This window comes from Rhizobium terricola (assembly GCF_012927355.1).
GTDB classification, from domain to species: Bacteria; Pseudomonadota; Alphaproteobacteria; order Rhizobiales; family Rhizobiaceae; genus Allorhizobium; species Allorhizobium terricola.
Genome location: NZ_JABBGK010000001.1, coordinates 1,303,678 through 1,319,517, shown reverse-complemented (window position 1 = coordinate 1,319,517; position 15,840 = coordinate 1,303,678). Strand labels below are relative to the sequence as shown.

Below are 15,840 nucleotides of genomic sequence, written 5' to 3'. Positions count from 1 at the left end.
TGTCTGGGTTGGCTCTGCCGATTGTTCCTCACCCTGACCCTCTCTCCGCAGGCGGGGAGAGGGGACCGGTCGGGCATTTGCGACATGCGTTCCTCTCCCCGTCAGAACGGGGAGAAAGTGGCGGCAGCCGGATGAGGGGCAATCGCGGTCATCGGTTTACCGCTTGTAGGTCGGCGTGATGAAAGGCATGGCTGCGACGGTGACCGGAAGGTACTTGCCGCGAACCTCGGCAAAGACCTGGGTACCCGGTTCCGAAAAGGCGGTCGGCAGGTAACCCATGGCGACAGGGGCTTCGACGCTCGGGCCGAAACCGCCGGACGTCACTTCGCCGAGCTCCGTCTTGCCTTCGTCATCCGCATAAAGCTTGGCATGGGAACGAACCGGAGCCTTGCCTTCGGGCCTGAGCCCGACCCGGCGGCGGGCCGTGCCGTTCTCCAGTTCGCCCAGAATGCGCGCCGCCCCGGGGAAACCGCCTTCGCGTGCGCCGCCCTTGCGGCGGGCTTTCTGGATTGCCCATTCGAGACCCGCCTCGACCGGCGACGTCGTCGTGTCGATGTCGTTGCCGTAGAGACAGAGCCCGGCTTCCAGGCGAAGCGAATCGCGGGCGCCGAGCCCGATCGGTTCGCAGTCCGGATGGTCGATCAGGATGCGGGCAAGCTCCTCGGCCTTGGCGGCCGGCACGGAGATCTCGAAGCCGTCCTCGCCGGAATAGCCGGAGCGCGAGACGATGGCCGGAATGTCGTGCAGCGCGACCTCGCGGACGTCCATGAACTTCATCGCGAAGAGCCCGGCCCAGAGTTCGGTCAGGACCTTCTCGGCCTTCGGTCCCTGGAGTGCGAGCAATGCACGATCCTCCAGGTAGGTCACCTCGACCCGGTCGGAAAGGTGCTTCTTCATGTGGGCGATGTCGGCCTGCTTGCAGCCGGCATTGACGACCACGAGCAGATGGTCGCCGCGATTGGCGAACATCAGGTCGTCGAGGATCCCGCCGTTCTCGTCGGTGAAGAAGCCGTAGCGTTGGCGGCCTTCCTTCAGTCCGAGGATATCGACCGGAACCAGGGTCTCGAGCGCCAGCGCCGCATCTTCGTAAGTGCCCGACTTGGCCCGGATCGTCACCTGTCCCATGTGCGAGACGTCGAACAGACCGCAATGCGTGCGGGTGTAGAGATGCTCCTTCAGCACGCCGGCCGGATATTGCACCGGCATGTCGTAGCCGGCGAACGGCACCATGCGCGCGCCAAGCGCGACGTGAAGGTCGTAGAGGGGAGTTCTGTGCAGTTCAGCGGATTGGTCCAAGAGGCGCCTCCGGTTCTTGGCGCTAACGCGCCGGCTCAAGTCGTGGCACAGTCGTGCCGGTGTCATGAGCCCCCTCTGTCCGTTTGCCTGAGATTGTTATCCCTTCGGCGCACCCTTCCCTTGGGGGGAAGGTTTCTCTCCAGAGTTCCAGTCGACGCCCTGCGGTCCTTTTGCCTGAGAGTTTCCGGGGCGGTTGCTCCTTCGGCACCGGAGTGAACCGGTTTCTCCCTGCAGGGTCGGCGGCAATTATCGGGGAAGAGGGGCTGTTGGCAAGAGCAAACGTCGCCACCGAGCAAATAATTGTCGCTGTCATCCAATTCGCGCCATGAATGGGATCCCGATGGCGGCAATTCCGCCGATGTTTGCGGTGCATCAATGAAGGGCATGACCGAACGGTGCATTGTCGCCGCATGGTTCAAACCGGCTTTGATTTTCGCTTTGAAAGGCGATAAGCAGACGTCCGGACCGGAGGTTGGTATGTCGAAGGCAGTATGGAAGGGAAGCGGCTTGTTGCGCATGCTTTGCGCCTTCGCACTGCTGTCGCTCGCCTTCGCCCACAAGCCGCCGCAAGTGATGGCGGCTGTCTATCAGACTGCGCAGCTCCAGCTGCCCGACGGGACCTATGCCGACATCTGCCTGAACGACATGGCGACGAAGCACCCGTCGATGAGCCGGTTCTGCGAGGCCTGCGCGCTGTCGTCCGCGACTATGCTGCCGGTGCCGCCGGCTGAGAGCTGGCTGGTCACCCGTTTTGCCAGCCTCGAAAACGCCGCTGTCTCCAAGATCGAACAGATCTCCGTCTCATCGATCGAGCGTCCGCGCTCGCGCGCGCCGCCGTCCTTCTCCTGATTCCCTCTCTCGACGATTGAATCAACAGCCGTATCGCGGCGCATGCCGGCCACCTCCGAAGGCGGAGGACCGGACAGGAGAAGACCCATGAAAATCACCACTTCGCTTTTGACCGCTGCCGTCGCCTCGCTCGCTGCAGGCTCGGCCCATGCCCATGCCACTTTCGCCAATGCTCCGGCCAAGCCGGAGTCCTATGTCGCTGCCGTCCTGCAGGTGCCGCATGGCTGCGACGGGAAGGCGACCAACGAAGTGCAGATCAAGCTTCCGGAAGGTTTCATCTCGGCAAAGCCCATGGTGAAGCCCGGCTGGCAGATCGAGGTCATCAAGGGCGACTACAAGAAGACCTACGACAATCACGGCAAGAAGATCACCTCCGGCCCGGTCGAGATCCGTTTCAAGGGCGGTGAGCTGCCGGACGACTTCTACGACACGTTCACGGTCTACGGTAAGATTTCGGGCGTCGACGGCCAGTCCGGTCTCGCTTTCCCGACGGTGCAGCTGTGTGGCGCTGACGGAAAGGTTGCCTGGGACGAGATCGCCGGCGAAGGCGTCGATCCGCACTCGCTGAAGAGCCCCGCGCCGGTCTTGAAGATCGCTGCCGCCGAAGGTGAGATGATGATGGGGCACGGCGCGATGCATGGTGACGGCCACCAGATGCAGGGCCATGGTGCCATGGACGGCTCCGGTATGGCTGGCGCCAATCCCGGTACCATGGAGCCGGTCAAGGTCGGCGATCTGGATCTGACGGCCGGCTTTACCCGTGCGATGCTGCCGGGTCAGCCCGTGGGCGGCGGCTTCATCACGATCACCAACAACGGCCATCACGAAGACACGCTCGTTTCGGCCGAATCGTCGGTTGCAGGCCATATGGAACTGCATGAGATGGCCATGGTTGGCGACGTCATGAAAATGCGTCCGCTCAAGGACGGCATTCAGATCCCTGCCGGTCAGACGGTCGAACTTAAGCCGGGCGGCCTGCACATGATGTTCATGGAAGTCAAGGAACCCTTCGTCGAAGGCAACAAGGTCACGGTCAAGCTGACCTTCGCAAAGGCCGGCACCGTCGAGGTCGTGCTTCCGGTCGGACCGGCCAAGGGCAAGTGACGCCCGCCTGATTGGAATGCGGCAAGGGCCGTGACCGGAGATCGGTCACGGCCCCTTCGTCTTGGGAGTAAGACGCGAGGAATTTATCAGGTGGCCGAGCTCTTGTAGGCCTCGATCGTTTCCTTGAGGCTCGCCTGGCCGAGCGCCTTCTGGCTTGCCGTCAGGAAATAGAGCGCGAGCGCGGGAGGCTGCACCACGCTCACGAGGGCGCGGAGCTGGAAATCGTCGCCGGCCGCTGCCTTCTCGGCGAGCAGGCGGGTATTCTCCTCGACCATCGTGGCCTTGGAGGCGCGTTGCGGCGGCTTGATGCTGTCGCTCGCATAGCCCGCCGTGGTGGCGGAGACTGTAAGGACCTGGGTCATCTGGGCTTCACCAATAGACTTTAGATCGGTGGATGTTACAGCAGGCGCCTGACCGCATCTTTAAATCGGAGGATGGCGTTTTAGTAAAATCTGAATGGTCGCCCGTCGATTTGTTCAATGATGAATTATTTGCGTTCCGGGGGGCTTCGAGGGGTCTCCTCGGCTTGCAATTGCGGTGCAATCTGTCATTTTCCAGCTGAATTCGCCGCCGGCGCAATCATTTTGACAGACAACATTTTTTGGGCTCCGGCGACGGGGGATGTCGCTGGTCCTGGGACGGAGGAAAGCATGATTATTCTCGTCGGTTACGTCAGCATCGAAGGTCAGTCGCGCAAGATTGCCGAGACGATCGCGGCGCAGATCGAAAAGGGCGGCGACCGTGCCGTGCTGTTCAACGTGGTCACCGGCGCGGAGTTCGGCGTCGATCATCCGCAGGCCGCCATCCTGTGCGCACCGATCCACGCAGGCCGCTATCCTGCACCCTTCGTCGACTTCGTCGAGCGCGAGAAGGACTGGCTGAAGTCGGTTCCGAGCGCCTTCGTGTCCGTTTCCTTGTTCATCCGCAGCGAGTTTGCCGAGGAGCGCGAGGAGGCCATGCACTTCCCCGACGCGCTGATGGCCCAGACCGGCTGGACGCCCGGCATGGTTCATCACGCCGCCGGCGCGCTTCGCTACACCGAATACGACTTCTTCAAGCGCTGGATGGCCAAGCGTCTGGCCGAGCGCGAGGGCGCTCCTACCGACGTCAAGCAGATCCACGAGTTCACCGACTGGGCCGCTCTGGAAACCTTCACGCGTGACTTCGTCGCTGCCGCCAAGGCGTGAACTGAACCTTCCGCCGGTCCACCGGGTCGGCGGCCTTTTCGCGCGGCGCCGCGCCGCACAAGCTCGGGGCGTCCGATGAACCAGATTCTGCTCGTGGCACTCGGCGGCGCCGTCGGTTCTGTCTGCCGCTACCTGGTCGGCGTCGGTGCCCTGAGGCTGCTGGGGCCGTCCTTTCCGTGGGGAACGCTCGTGGTCAACGTGGCAGGTTCCTTCGCGATCGGCGTCCTCGCCGAACTGATTGTTGCCCGCTACGGTGCATCCGCCGAACTGAGGCTCCTGCTGATCACCGGTTTTCTCGGTGGCTTCACCACCTTCTCCGCCTTCGCCCTTGACGCCGTGACACTCTTCGAGCGGGGCGCGACCGTGGCCGGATTTGCCTATCTCGTCCTGAGCATCGGCGCTTCGATCGCCGCCGCCGTCGCCGGCATCGGCCTGATGCGTTCGGTGCTCTGACCGGTTTTCCTGTTTCCATCTTCGATCGAAATGCTCTAAAGCGCTCCGATAGATGAGAATTGCGGGCTTTTCCGCTGGACCGACCGAAAGAGTGGCAATGGCAGGCATCGAGCACATCACCGTGGAGTCCGACGAGGCAGGCATGCGTCTGGACCGTTGGTTCAAGGTGCACTTCCCCGGCCTCGGCTTCGGACCGTTGCAGAAGCTCCTGCGCTCCGGCCAGGTTCGTGTCGATGGCGGCCGGGTCAAGACCGACACCCGCGTGCAACCCGGTCAGGTGGTCCGCATCCCGCCGATGGATGTCGACGCCAAGAAGACCGGACCGATCGCAACCCATGACCTGAAGCATGGCGACGATCACGAGCTGCTGTCGCGCATGCTGCTGCATGAGGACGAGAAGGTTTTCGTGCTCAACAAGCCGGCCGGGCTTGCCGTGCAGGGCGGCTCGGGTCTGACCCGCCATATCGACAAGATGCTCGAGGCCTGGACCAGCCGGAAGGGCGAGAAGCCGCGTCTCGTTCATCGCCTCGACCGAGACACCTCCGGCGTACTGGTGGTTGCCCGCACGCGCGGCGCGGCCCAAAAGCTCGCCGCCGCCTTCCGCGAACGCGATACCAAGAAGACCTATTGGTCGCTGGTCAAGGGCGTGCCGCGCAAGCACGAGGACAAGATCTCCACCTGGCTGGTCAAGGACCAGACCGACGAAGGCGACCGCATGCGGATTGCCAGGCATGGCGAGGAGGGAGCAGACCACGCCGTCTCCTATTATCGCGTCATCGACACCGCCGCGCAGAACCTCGCATGGCTGGAGATGGAACCCTATACCGGCCGTACCCACCAGTTGCGCGTCCATGCGCTGCATATCGGCCATCCGATCATCGGTGATCCGAAATACTTCATCGACGATCCGAACTGGGATTTCCCGGGCGGCATCCAGAAGCGGCTGCATCTGCATGCGCGCCACATCGACATCCCGCATCCGAACGGTGGCCGCCTGCAGGTGACGGCACCTCTGCCGCCGCACATGGTGCAGAGCTGGAACTTGCTGGGTTTCGATCAGGCCGACGGAAACAAGGACGAGGAATGAAGCTGGTACTCTTCGACTGCGACGGAACGCTGGTCGACAGCGTCGCCCTGATCCACGCGGTCATGGTGCGGACCTTCCGCCACTTCGGTAAGGCCGAGCCCACGGTTAGCGCCACCAAGGCGATCATCGGGCTCACCCTCGATATCGCGATCGCCCGTATCGACGGCAAGCCACATGCGGACGCGGAAGCCGTTGCGATGATGGCGCATTACAAGGACATCTTCCTCGGCGTCCGCAGCGAACTCGGTTTCCATGAGCCGCTTTTCCCCGGCATTGCCGAACTGATCGCGGCCTTGGCCGCCCGCGAGGACGTGCTGATCGGCGCCGTCACCGGCAAGTCGCGCCGTGGCCTCGACATGGTGCTTGAAACCCACGGCTTCACCTCCCATTTCTTCGTTTCCCGAACGGCGGACGATTGTCCCTCGAAGCCGCATCCGGCGATGGTCAGCGAATGCTGCGACCATACCGGAATCGCGCCGTCGGAGACCGTGGTCATCGGCGATGCGATCTACGACATGCAGATGGCCAAGGCCGCTGGCGCCCGCGCGATCGGCGTCTCCTGGGGCTACGCCTCCGTCGAGGAACTCTGGGCGGCTGGTGCCGACGCTGTCGTCGATCGCCCGGCCGACATTCTCGCCTACATTCACTGAGGACACCGTCATGCGCGACGAACTGAGCGACATCTTCGGCACTTCCGTGCCAGAGCCGAGCCACGAGGACCCGGTGCGCCGGGCCCAGATCCAGATGAAACGGCCTCAGGCGAAGCGCTTCTACACCACGGTCACGGTCGAGCCGGAGGGCGAAGGGTTCTCGGTGAAACTCGATGGCAAGGGCGTCAAGACTCCGGGCAAGCGTCCCCTGACCCTTCCGACCCACGCAGCCGCGGAACTGGTCGCAGCCGAATGGCGCGCGCAGGTCGAGACCATCGACCCGGAGAACATGCCGGCGACCCGCCTTGCCAATACCGCGATCGACGCGGTGGCGGACCAGGCCGACGAGGTCTTCGACGACATCGTGCGCTACAGTGGCTCCGACATGCTGTGCTACCGAGCGGACGGCCCCGAAGCGCTCGTCGAGCGCCAGCGCCTGCGCTGGGATCCGGTCCTGGGCTGGGCGGCGTCCGCCCACAAAGCCCGCTTCATCCTGATCGAAGGGGTGATCCATCAGGAACAGCCGGCCGAGGCGATCGAGGCCTTCGCCGCTGCCCTTTCGGTGGACAAGTCGCCCTTGGCGCTGGCATGCCTGCATGTGATCACCAACCTCACCGGGTCGGCGATCCTGGCGCTCGCCTTCCGCGACCGCTTCCTTTCGGTCGATGACGCCTGGGGGCTTGCCCATCTCGACGAGGACTGGACTGAGGAGCACTGGGGCGTCGACCTGGAGGCACAGGCCCGTCGCGCTCGTCGCTACATCGACTTTGCCGCTGCCGCCGCGGTGTTCGAGGCGCAACAGGCTCGAGGTTAACCCTTCGCTAACCATAACAATGGAAATCTTTGACGGATCAGAATCATCCGTCCGGGGTTTCCCATGTTCGCGCGCCCTTTCAAGCTCGCCCTAGCATTGTTCGTTGTCGGCATCCTCGCTTCGTGCAGCTGGATGAACCGGCCGATTACCAGGCCGCTTGTCTACAACGTGCGCGAGGCCACCGTGATCGCGAACGCCAATGTGCCCCTGCGCATCGTCGAGGGCGTCGACCGCCGGGTCTCCGCAGCGATCCGGGCGACCCGCCCGCCGGCCGGCGCCGAGCGGGTGGTGGTGGTGGTCCGCATCGATAAGCTTGGCTACGGCTTCAATGCCCGACGCAGGCTCCAGTCTGCCACATTCACCGTGACGGCGGCCTCCGTCGAGACCGGCGATCCGGTCGCGACCGGTAACTTCACCGTCAACAGCCCGACCGACGATCCGGTGATGGCCGAGGAAAGCCTTGCCGAAGAGATCGCGAGCCGGGTGCGCTTCGCCTTCTCGCTGGCTTCGCCGACTATCCGCAAGGTGATTCTCCCACCGCGCACCACCTCGACCCGGCTCACGACGGATCCGGCGCCGCGCGCCTCTGTTGCCCCGCAGGCGTCCCCAACCGCGCCGGTGGCAGCCGCGCCGGCAGAAGTGCCGGCACCCGCCGTTGCCGAAGTTCCGGCCGTGCCGGACCTTGGGGCTGTTCCTGTCGCACCGGCTTCCGCCATGAAATCCAATGTCGAGGAAGGCGCGAGCGGTTCGGTCGCGCTCGGAAAGAAGGCGGCACCTTGCGATCCCGCCAAGGATCCGACTTGCGAACAGCCGAAGCCCTGAGGTTCGCGTCGTCACGTCTGCGCGTCGCCACGTCTGCGCGTCGATTGACTTGAACGGTCCTTGCGCCTAATCAGATCGCTTACGGATGGTTCTCGGTTCGACGATTGGCGACCCGGGAAACAAAAGGGAATGCGACGACGGGGATCCAGTCCGGAACCGTCAATCGCAGCCGACCCCGCGACTGTAGAGCAGCGAGGGTCTTCCGTCCGGACTTGCGAGGTGAGGGGCGACGGTTCGCGTTGTGTGAACGGTCCGGATCCCGGCAGGAACGGAAAAGCCACTGAAGGGCTGCGCGATCAGCCAGGGCCGGACGCCTCTATGTCTACGAATCGTCCCCCTTTCGCGCCGCATTCACTTTCGGGAAGGCGAGGAAGATCCGCAGGCGCCATTGGGCGCCGCGACCTGCGAGCCAGGAGACCTGCCAACCGTGCCGGGCATCATGCCCACACCTTGCAAAGGGGAGGCTCCCCTTGTTGCCAGCACGGAGGTTGTCGTGGCGACGTATCAGAAGCCGGAATCCGTCGATTCCGCAACGACAGCCACCGTTTGGTGCTGGCTGCCTCAGTCGATGGAGGCGCCGCATACTGCGCTTTCGCGTGATGCCTGACCATGGCGGCTGATATCTCCACATCCATTCTCGTGCTCGGTGGCGCCCGTTCCGGCAAGTCACGTTTCGCCGAAGGTCTCGTCGTCGATTGCGCGCGCGAACGCCACTATGTCGCGACCGGTCGCGCCTATGACGATGAAATGCGCGACAGGATCAGGCGACATCAGGTCGATCGCGGCGACGGCTGGACGACCCACGAGGAGCCGGTCGATCTCGTCGGTCTCCTGCAGCGCATCGATGATCCGGACCGAGTCGTTCTTGTCGACTGCCTGACGCTCTGGGTCACCAATCTGATGATGGCGGACGAAGACGTCGCCGCCCGGTCGTCCGAGCTCTGCGCGGCTCTGCCCGGGCTGCGTGCAAAGGTCGTCCTGGTTTCGAACGAGGTCGGTCTCGGCATCGTGCCCGAAAACCGGATGGCTAGAGAATTCCGCGACCATGCCGGTCGCCTGCATCAACTGGTCGCGCAGGTTGCGGCCGAGGTCTATTTCGTTGCGGCCGGCCTGCCGCTCAGAATGAAGGGTTGAACCAATGCTGCAACAGAAGATCCCCGCGACCGTTATCACCGGCTTTCTCGGCGCCGGCAAGACCACCATCATCCGCAACATGCTGACCAATGCCGGCGGCAAGAAGATCGCGCTCATAATCAACGAGTTCGGCGATCTCGGCGTCGACGGCGATGTGCTCAAGGGCTGCGGCGCGGAAAACTGCACCGAGGACGACATCATCGAGCTGACCAATGGCTGCATCTGCTGCACGGTTGCCGATGACTTCATCCCGACCATGCAGAAACTGCTTGAGCGCGACGTCAAGCCCGACCACATCGTCATTGAGACATCCGGCCTTGCCCTGCCGCAGCCACTGGTCGCCGCCTTCAACTGGCCGGATATCCGGACCCGCGTCACCGTCGACGGCGTCGTCACCGTGGTCGACAGCGCCGCCGTTGCCGCGGGCCGCTTCGCCGACGACCATGACAAGGTCGATGCGCTGCGCGAGGCCGATGGCAGCCTCGACCACGAAAGCCCGATCGAGGAACTGTTCGAGGACCAGCTGACCTGCGCCGACCTCATCGTCCTCAACAAGACCGACCTGCTCGACGAAGCGGGCATTGCCGCCGTCAGGGCTGAGGTCGCCGAGCGCATCCACCGCAAGCCGACGCTGATCGAGGCGAAGAACGGTGACGTCTCGGCATTGGTGCTGCTCGGTCTTGGTGCCTCGACGGAGGACGACATCGACAATCGCAAGTCCCACCATGAACTGGAGCACGAGGCGCTGCACGAGAGCGGCGAGGCGCATGAACATCATCATGATCACGACGAATTCGAGAGCTTCGTGATGAAGCTCGGCCCGATCGCCGATCCCGCCGGTTTCGTCGATCGCCTGAAGGGCGTGATCGGGACCCATGACATCCTGCGCCTCAAGGGCTTCATCGACGTGCCCGGCAAGCCGATGCGCCTCGTCATCCAGGCCGTCGGCTCGCGCATCGACACCTATTTCGACCGCCCCTGGGCCGCCGGAGAGACCCGCGAAACGCGCCTCGTCGTCATCGGCCTGCACGAATGGGATTTCGGTGCGGTGGTCGAGGCCGTCGAGAAGGCGGCTTGAGGTTTGTTGAGCCTATGAATCTGCCGTCCACCGCCCTCTGCCCTGCCGGGCGTCTCCCCCTTAAGGGGGGAGAACGATCCGGCTGTTGCCGTTTGGCAAAAGGATGGCTTGCCTTTTCCTCTGAGGAAACAACAAGGCTGCGGGGTGGTGGTGACGACATTGCCGTGGCCGCATTCCGATCTCCCCCCTTGAGGGGGAGATGCCCGGCAGGGCAGAGGGGGATGTCTGTTCGACGCCGGAGAGGCACCGTCTGATGCACCTTCTCCTTGCCCAGAAAGGTTCGATCAACGATGGCGACGAGGCGGTCGATCTCGGCCAGTCGCCGGGCGACATCCTGTTCCTGTCGGCGGCCGACACGGAACTTGCCGCGATCGCCGCGGCCGTCGCCGCGCGGCCGGCCGGCCCAAGCTTCCGCCTCGCCAGCCTGATGAGCCTGAAGCATCCGATGTCGGTCGACACCTATGTCGAGCGAACCGCGCGCCACGCCAAGCTGATCGTGGTGCGGGCGCTGGGGGGCGCCAGCTATTTTCATTATGCGCTCGAGGCGCTGCACGCCGTGGCCGTTCGGACCGGCGCTGCAATTGCTGTACTACCCGGTGACGACAAGCCGGACCCGGGGCTCGCCGAATTTTCAACGGTCGCCTCCGATGACCTTGCCGCGCTCTGGACCTATCTGATCGAGGGCGGCGACGCCAACGCACTGGCGTTCATCGACTATGCCTCCGCCCTTGCCGGCCATGGCGAAAGACCCGCACCTGCGGCACCGCTGCTTAAGGCCGGCATCTGGTGGCCGGGCAGGGGCGTGATCGGGGTCACGGAGTGGCGAGAGGCTTCGAACAATGCCCCTCATCCGCCTGCCGGCACCTTCTCACCGTCGAACGGGGAGAAGGGAAATGCGGCGGCGGCTTGGCCGAATTCCGGGATACCCCCCTCTGGCCTGCCGGCCATCTCCCCCTCAAGGGGGGAGATCGACACGCCGCAGGTATCCGCGGGTTCATCTGGCGTCGTGCCCTCTGAGACCTTCTCCAGAAGTCCCAACTCAGGAGGTGGTCCGGCGGGCTTACCGCGTCCGATCTCCCCCCTCGAGGGGGAGATGCCCGGCAGGGCAGAGGGGGGTGAACGCCAGCCCGTGCCCGTCGTCGCGCTCTGCTTCTACCGTGCCCTCGTCCAGAGCGGCGAGACCAAGCCCGTCGAGGCCATGATCGAGGCTCTGACGGCTGAAGGGCTGCTAGCGCTGCCGGTGTTCGTCTCCAGTCTCAAGGATGCCGTGTCGGTCGAGACACTGCGGGCGATCTTTGCCGAGGCGCCGCCGGCCGTGGTGATCAACGCCACCGGGTTCGCCGTGTCCGCGCCCGGCGCCGAGCGCGTTTCGACCGTGCTCGACGAAGGGGGTGCGGTCGTCCTGCAGGCGCTGTTCTCGTCTTCCACCCGGCAAGCCTGGGAAGGCTCGACGCAAGGGCTTTCGGCCCGCGACCTCGCCATGGGCGTGGCGCTGCCGGAGGTCGACGGCCGGGTGATGACGCGCGCCGTCTCGTTCAAGGCCGCCGCGCGCTACGACGAGCGCGTCGAGGCCAATATCGTCAGCCATGCGCCGGACGATGGCCGTGCCGCCTTCGTCGCGAGGCTTGCCGTCGCCTGGGCGCGTCTGCGCTCAACACCGGCCTCCGATCGCCGCGTGGCCCTGGTCATGGCCAACTACCCGAACCGCGACGGCCGCCTCGGCAATGGCGTCGGCCTCGACACGCCGGCCGGCACCGTCGAGGTGCTGCGCGCCATGGCCGGGGAGGGCTACGCGCTCGGCACGTTGCCCGCCGACGGCGACGCGCTGATGACCCACCTGATGGCCGGACCGACCAACGCGGCGGCCGACGGGCGCGAGATCCGCGAAACGCTATCAGCAAGCGATTACATTAGCTTCTTCGAAAGTCTTCCGAAGAAGGTGCAGGACGAAGTCACGACGCGCTGGGGTGCCCCGGAGACCGATCCGTTCTTCCTCGACGGCCGGTTCGCCCTGCCGCTGTCGCGTCTTGGCAATGTCGTGGTCGGCATCCAGCCGGCGCGCGGCTACAATATCGATCCGAAGGAAACCTACCATTCGCCGGACCTCGTGCCGCCGCACGGCTATCTGGCCTTCTACGCCTATCTGCGCCAACGGTTCGATGCCCATGCGGTGATCCACATGGGCAAGCACGGCAATCTCGAATGGCTGCCCGGCAAGGCGCTGGCCCTTTCGGAGACCTGCTATCCGGAAGCGGTGTTCGGTCCGCTGCCGCATCTTTATCCCTTCATCGTCAACGACCCGGGCGAGGGGACCCAGGCCAAGCGCCGAACCTCCGCCGTCATCATCGACCATCTGACGCCCCCCCTGACACGCGCCGAAAGCTATGGCCCACTGAAGGATCTCGAGGCGCTGGTCGACGAATACTACGAGGCGTCGGGCGGTGATCCACGCCGCCTGAAATTGCTTAAGAAACAGATCCTCGACCTCGTGGCCGATATCGGCCTCGACCAGGACGCCGGGATCGCCAAGGGAGAGGCAGAGGAGACGGCCCTCGAAAAGCTCGACGCCTATCTCTGCGACCTCAAGGAAATGCAGATCCGCGACGGCCTGCACATCTTCGGCCTTGCTCCGGAGGGCCGGCTGCTGACCGATCTCACCGTGGCGCTCGCACGCGTGCCGCGCGGCCTGGGCGAGGGCGGCGACGCCAGCCTGCAGCGGGCGATCGCAGGGGACGCGGGATTGACGGCGGGGTGCGCGAAAGTTCCCCCCTCTGGCCTGCCGGCCATCTCCCCCTCAAGGGGGGAGATTGGAACGTCGCAAGCGCCTCGCGTAGGCCTGGGTTCCGCAAATGCTAGCGTTCATGGCGACCGAGCGCCGTCCTCCCCGATCTCCCCCCTTGAGGGGGAGATGCCCGGCAGGGCAGAGGGGGGTGATCCTGCGCACCAAGGCGCCACCGGGCGGATGTTGACTTTCGATCCCCTCGACTGCGTCATGTCCGACGCGTGGGCCGGCCCGAAGCCGGCTCTCCTCGCCGATCTGACCGACACCCCCTGGCGCACAGCCGGCGACACCGTCGAGCGTATCGAACTCCTGGCCTCCCGGCTGGTCGCAGGCGAGGTCGCATGCCCGGAAAGCTGGCCTGCCACCCGCGCCGTGCTCGACGAGATCGAAACGCGCCTCAAGCCCGCGATCGTCCGATCCGGCCCGGCCGAAATCGAAGGGCTCCTCACCGGCCTTTCCGGGCGCTTCGTTTCCCCCGGTCCCTCCGGCGCGCCGACGCGCGGGCGTCCGGACGTGCTGCCGACCGGCCGCAACTTCTATTCGGTCGACAGTCGCGCCGTGCCGACGCCGGCGGCCTACGAGCTCGGGAAGAAATCGGCGGAGCTGCTGATCCAGCGCTATGTTCAGGACCATGGCGATTGGCCGACCTCCTTTGGCCTAACCGCCTGGGGCACCTCCAACATGCGCACCGGCGGCGATGACATCGCCCAGGCACTGGCGCTGATCGGGGTGAAACCACTCTGGGACATGGCCTCACGCCGCGTCACCGGCTACGAGATCATCCCCCAGGCGATCCTCGGACGCCCGCGCGTCGATGTCACGCTTCGGATTTCCGGCTTCTTCCGCGATGCCTTCCCCGAGCAGATCGCCCTCTACGACAAGGCGGTGAGGGCGGTGGCCGCCCTGGACGAGGACGAGACCGACAACCCGATCGCCGCCCGTGTGCGGGCCGAAGCGGCGCAGCTGATGTCCGGCGGGCTGGACGACAAGGCGGCCCTGCGCCGCGCCGGCTACCGTGTCTTCGGCTCCAAGCCCGGTGCCTATGGCGCCGGCCTCCAGGCGCTGATCGACGAGAAGGGCTGGGAGCGTCGCGGCGATCTCGCCGAAGCCTATCTCGTCTGGGGCGGCTATGCCTATGGCGCCGGCGAGGACGGCAAGGCCGAACGCGGTCTGTTCGAGGAACGCTTGCGGACCGTCGAGGCCGTGGTGCAGAACCAGGACAATCGCGAACACGACCTTCTCGACAGCGATGATTACTACCAGTTCGAGGGCGGCATGACGGCGGCCATCGAGCATGTCGCGGGTAGCCGTCCGACCGTCTATCACAACGACCATTCGCGGCCCGAGAAGCCGGTGATACGCACGCTCGAGGAAGAGATCGGCCGCGTCGTACGCGCCCGCGTCGTCAACCCCAAATGGATCGAGGGCGTGATGCGCCACGGCTACAAGGGCGCCTTCGAGATCGCCGCTACCGTCGACTACATGTTCGCCTTTTCCGCCACGACCGGCGCCGTGCGCGACCATCACTTCGAGGCCGTCTACCAGGCCTTCGTGCTGGACGAACGCGTGCGCGACTTCATGGCGGAGAAGAACCCGGCGGCCCTGAAGGAAATGTCGGAACGTCTGATCGAGGCGATCAACCGTGGCTTGTGGACGCCGCGCAGCAATTCGGCGATGTTCGATCTTACGCGGCTCTCCGGCGGGGAGCCCCGAGAATAACAATGGAGGATGACACCATGACCGAAGAGCTTCCCGGCACCTCGTCCGAGGCTGATCTCGCCCGCCACGCCGAAAAGATGGCGAAGAAGAAGGCCGCGCGTGAGAAGATCATGGCGACCAAGACGGGCGAGAAGGGCCTGATCATCGTTCATACCGGCAAGGGCAAGGGCAAGTCGTCGGCCGCTTTCGGCATGATCTTCCGCCATATCGCCCATGGGAAGAAATGCGCCGTGGTCCAGTTCATCAAGGGCGCCATGTCGACTGGCGAGCGCGACCTGATCCTGAAGCACTTCTCCGACCTTTGCGCGTTTCACACGATGGGCGAGGGTTTTACCTGGGAAACGCAGGACAAGGCCCGCGATGTTGCCATGGCTCAGGCGGCCTGGGAGAAGGCCAAGGAATTGATCCGCGATCCGTCGAATTCGATGGTCCTGCTCGACGAGATCAACATCGCCATCCGCTATGACTACATCGACATTGCAGAAGTCGTCGAGTTCCTCGAAAGCGAGAAGCCGGAGATGACGCACGTGGTGCTGACCGGGCGCAACGCCAAGGAGGAACTGATCGAGATCGCCGATCTCGTCACCGAGATGGAACTGGTCAAGCATCCGTTCCGTTCGGGCATCAAGGCGCAGATCGGCGTGGAGTTTTAGGCTGCAGTATGGTCACAGGCGGTGCTGAGGCAACATGCGATTGTGTAGCGCCGCCATGACCTGAATGCCTTCGGCAATGTGAACATAGAAGATGACATGCTCCGCTTCGGGAAAGCAGAAGAGGCCGTCTCTGATATCCGGTCGCGCCTTGCCGAGGCGCGGATTGTCCGCCAGCCACTCGATCCTCGATTTGAGTTAAGCGATATAGGCGC

The 15,840-nt window shown here is 64.5% G+C and carries 14 protein-coding genes and 3 riboswitches; of the genes, 12 read left to right on the top strand and 2 right to left on the bottom strand.

The window, feature by feature from the left end; all coding sequences use genetic code 11:
* Nucleotides 1-156: 156 nt before the first annotated feature.
* On the bottom strand, nt 157-1,296 hold the full coding sequence (gene gcvT / locus HHL25_RS06240; protein WP_169588275.1) for a glycine cleavage system aminomethyltransferase GcvT: 1,140 nt from the start codon (nt 1,294-1,296) through the stop codon (nt 157-159).
* Between the two features lie 65 nt (nt 1,297-1,361).
* Nucleotides 1,362-1,446: riboswitch (glycine riboswitch) on the bottom strand.
* Nucleotides 1,447-1,448: 2 nt separating this feature from the next.
* Nucleotides 1,449-1,537: riboswitch (glycine riboswitch) on the bottom strand.
* A gap of 236 nt (nt 1,538-1,773) precedes the next feature.
* Between gcvT and HHL25_RS06235 the strand changes: the two genes are divergently transcribed.
* Together HHL25_RS06235 and HHL25_RS06230 are read left to right on the top strand one after the other, a co-directional pair.
* Nucleotides 1,774-2,145, top strand: coding sequence for a hypothetical protein (locus HHL25_RS06235; RefSeq protein ID WP_169588273.1), 372 nt, complete (start codon nt 1,774-1,776; stop codon nt 2,143-2,145).
* An 87-nt stretch (nt 2,146-2,232) separates the two neighbouring features.
* Complete coding sequence (locus tag HHL25_RS06230) at nt 2,233-3,249, top strand: DUF1775 domain-containing protein (protein WP_169588271.1); 1,017 nt, start codon at nt 2,233-2,235, stop codon at nt 3,247-3,249.
* Nucleotides 3,250-3,335: 86 nt separating this feature from the next.
* On the opposite strand, the gene HHL25_RS06225 is transcribed toward HHL25_RS06230, so the two are convergent.
* Nucleotides 3,336-3,611 carry a hypothetical protein gene (locus HHL25_RS06225; RefSeq protein ID WP_169588269.1) on the bottom strand — a complete coding sequence of 92 codons (276 nt, stop codon included), beginning with the start codon at nt 3,609-3,611 and terminating at the stop codon, nt 3,336-3,338.
* Nucleotides 3,612-3,899: 288 nt separating this feature from the next.
* Between HHL25_RS06225 and HHL25_RS06220 the strand changes: the two genes are divergently transcribed.
* The 10 genes from HHL25_RS06220 (at nt 3,900) to cobO (ending at nt 15,628) form a co-directional block, all read left to right on the top strand.
* Nucleotides 3,900-4,436: a flavodoxin domain-containing protein gene (locus HHL25_RS06220; protein ID WP_169588267.1), complete on the top strand. Its 537-nt coding sequence runs from the start codon at nt 3,900-3,902 to the stop codon at nt 4,434-4,436.
* Nucleotides 4,437-4,511: 75 nt separating this feature from the next.
* The gene (gene crcB, locus HHL25_RS06215; protein ID WP_169588265.1) at nt 4,512-4,889 is read left to right on the top strand and encodes a fluoride efflux transporter CrcB; all 378 of its coding nucleotides are present in this window, start codon (nt 4,512-4,514) and stop codon (nt 4,887-4,889) included.
* Between the two features lie 97 nt (nt 4,890-4,986).
* Nucleotides 4,987-5,976 carry an RluA family pseudouridine synthase gene (locus tag HHL25_RS06210; protein WP_169588263.1) on the top strand — a complete coding sequence of 330 codons (990 nt, stop codon included), beginning with the start codon at nt 4,987-4,989 and terminating at the stop codon, nt 5,974-5,976.
* Complete coding sequence (locus tag HHL25_RS06205; RefSeq protein WP_169588261.1) at nt 5,973-6,626, top strand: HAD-IA family hydrolase; 654 nt, start codon at nt 5,973-5,975, stop codon at nt 6,624-6,626. The genes HHL25_RS06210 and HHL25_RS06205 overlap by 4 nt, the downstream gene beginning before the upstream one ends.
* A 10-nt stretch (nt 6,627-6,636) precedes the next feature.
* Complete coding sequence (locus HHL25_RS06200; protein WP_169588259.1) at nt 6,637-7,440, top strand: ATP12 family chaperone protein; 804 nt, start codon at nt 6,637-6,639, stop codon at nt 7,438-7,440.
* Between the two features lie 63 nt (nt 7,441-7,503).
* Nucleotides 7,504-8,262, top strand: a complete 759-nt coding sequence (locus HHL25_RS06195; protein ID WP_169588257.1) for a hypothetical protein — start codon at nt 7,504-7,506, stop codon at nt 8,260-8,262.
* A 69-nt stretch (nt 8,263-8,331) separates the two neighbouring features.
* A riboswitch (cobalamin riboswitch) is annotated at nt 8,332-8,702 on the top strand.
* A gap of 169 nt (nt 8,703-8,871) precedes the next feature.
* Nucleotides 8,872-9,396, top strand: a complete 525-nt coding sequence (gene cobU / locus HHL25_RS06190) for a bifunctional adenosylcobinamide kinase/adenosylcobinamide-phosphate guanylyltransferase (RefSeq protein WP_169588255.1) — start codon at nt 8,872-8,874, stop codon at nt 9,394-9,396.
* A 4-nt stretch (nt 9,397-9,400) separates the two neighbouring features.
* The gene (gene cobW / locus HHL25_RS06185) at nt 9,401-10,474 is read left to right on the top strand and encodes a cobalamin biosynthesis protein CobW (RefSeq protein ID WP_169588253.1); all 1,074 of its coding nucleotides are present in this window, start codon (nt 9,401-9,403) and stop codon (nt 10,472-10,474) included.
* 253 nt (nt 10,475-10,727) lie between these two features.
* Entirely contained in the window at nt 10,728-14,975 is a 4,248-nt protein-coding gene (cobN, locus tag HHL25_RS06180) for a cobaltochelatase subunit CobN (RefSeq protein WP_169588252.1), read from the top strand.
* 17 nt (nt 14,976-14,992) lie between these two features.
* Nucleotides 14,993-15,628, top strand: a complete 636-nt coding sequence (gene cobO, locus HHL25_RS06175) for a cob(I)yrinic acid a,c-diamide adenosyltransferase (RefSeq protein WP_169588250.1) — start codon at nt 14,993-14,995, stop codon at nt 15,626-15,628.
* Nucleotides 15,629-15,840 lie beyond the last annotated feature (212 nt).

Bases quoted from the DNA above. Each gene is read 5' to 3' on its own strand.
- cobW (WP_169588253.1), top strand. From the start codon at position 9,401: ATGCTGCAACAGAAGATCCCCGCGACCGTTATCACCGGCTTTCTCGGC.
- HHL25_RS06225 (WP_169588269.1), bottom strand. From the start codon at position 3,611: ATGACCCAGGTCCTTACAGTCTCCGCCACCACGGCGGGCTATGCGAGC.
- HHL25_RS06200 (WP_169588259.1), top strand. From the start codon at position 6,637: ATGCGCGACGAACTGAGCGACATCTTCGGCACTTCCGTGCCAGAGCCG.
- HHL25_RS06230 (WP_169588271.1), top strand. From the start codon at position 2,233: ATGAAAATCACCACTTCGCTTTTGACCGCTGCCGTCGCCTCGCTCGCT.
- cobN (WP_169588252.1), top strand. From the start codon at position 10,728: ATGCACCTTCTCCTTGCCCAGAAAGGTTCGATCAACGATGGCGACGAG.
- HHL25_RS06235 (WP_169588273.1), top strand. From the start codon at position 1,774: ATGTCGAAGGCAGTATGGAAGGGAAGCGGCTTGTTGCGCATGCTTTGC.
- cobU (WP_169588255.1), top strand. From the start codon at position 8,872: ATGGCGGCTGATATCTCCACATCCATTCTCGTGCTCGGTGGCGCCCGT.
- HHL25_RS06195 (WP_169588257.1), top strand. From the start codon at position 7,504: ATGTTCGCGCGCCCTTTCAAGCTCGCCCTAGCATTGTTCGTTGTCGGC.
- cobO (WP_169588250.1), top strand. From the start codon at position 14,993: ATGACCGAAGAGCTTCCCGGCACCTCGTCCGAGGCTGATCTCGCCCGC.
- HHL25_RS06205 (WP_169588261.1), top strand. From the start codon at position 5,973: ATGAAGCTGGTACTCTTCGACTGCGACGGAACGCTGGTCGACAGCGTC.
- crcB (WP_169588265.1), top strand. From the start codon at position 4,512: ATGAACCAGATTCTGCTCGTGGCACTCGGCGGCGCCGTCGGTTCTGTC.
- HHL25_RS06210 (WP_169588263.1), top strand. From the start codon at position 4,987: ATGGCAGGCATCGAGCACATCACCGTGGAGTCCGACGAGGCAGGCATG.
- HHL25_RS06220 (WP_169588267.1), top strand. From the start codon at position 3,900: ATGATTATTCTCGTCGGTTACGTCAGCATCGAAGGTCAGTCGCGCAAG.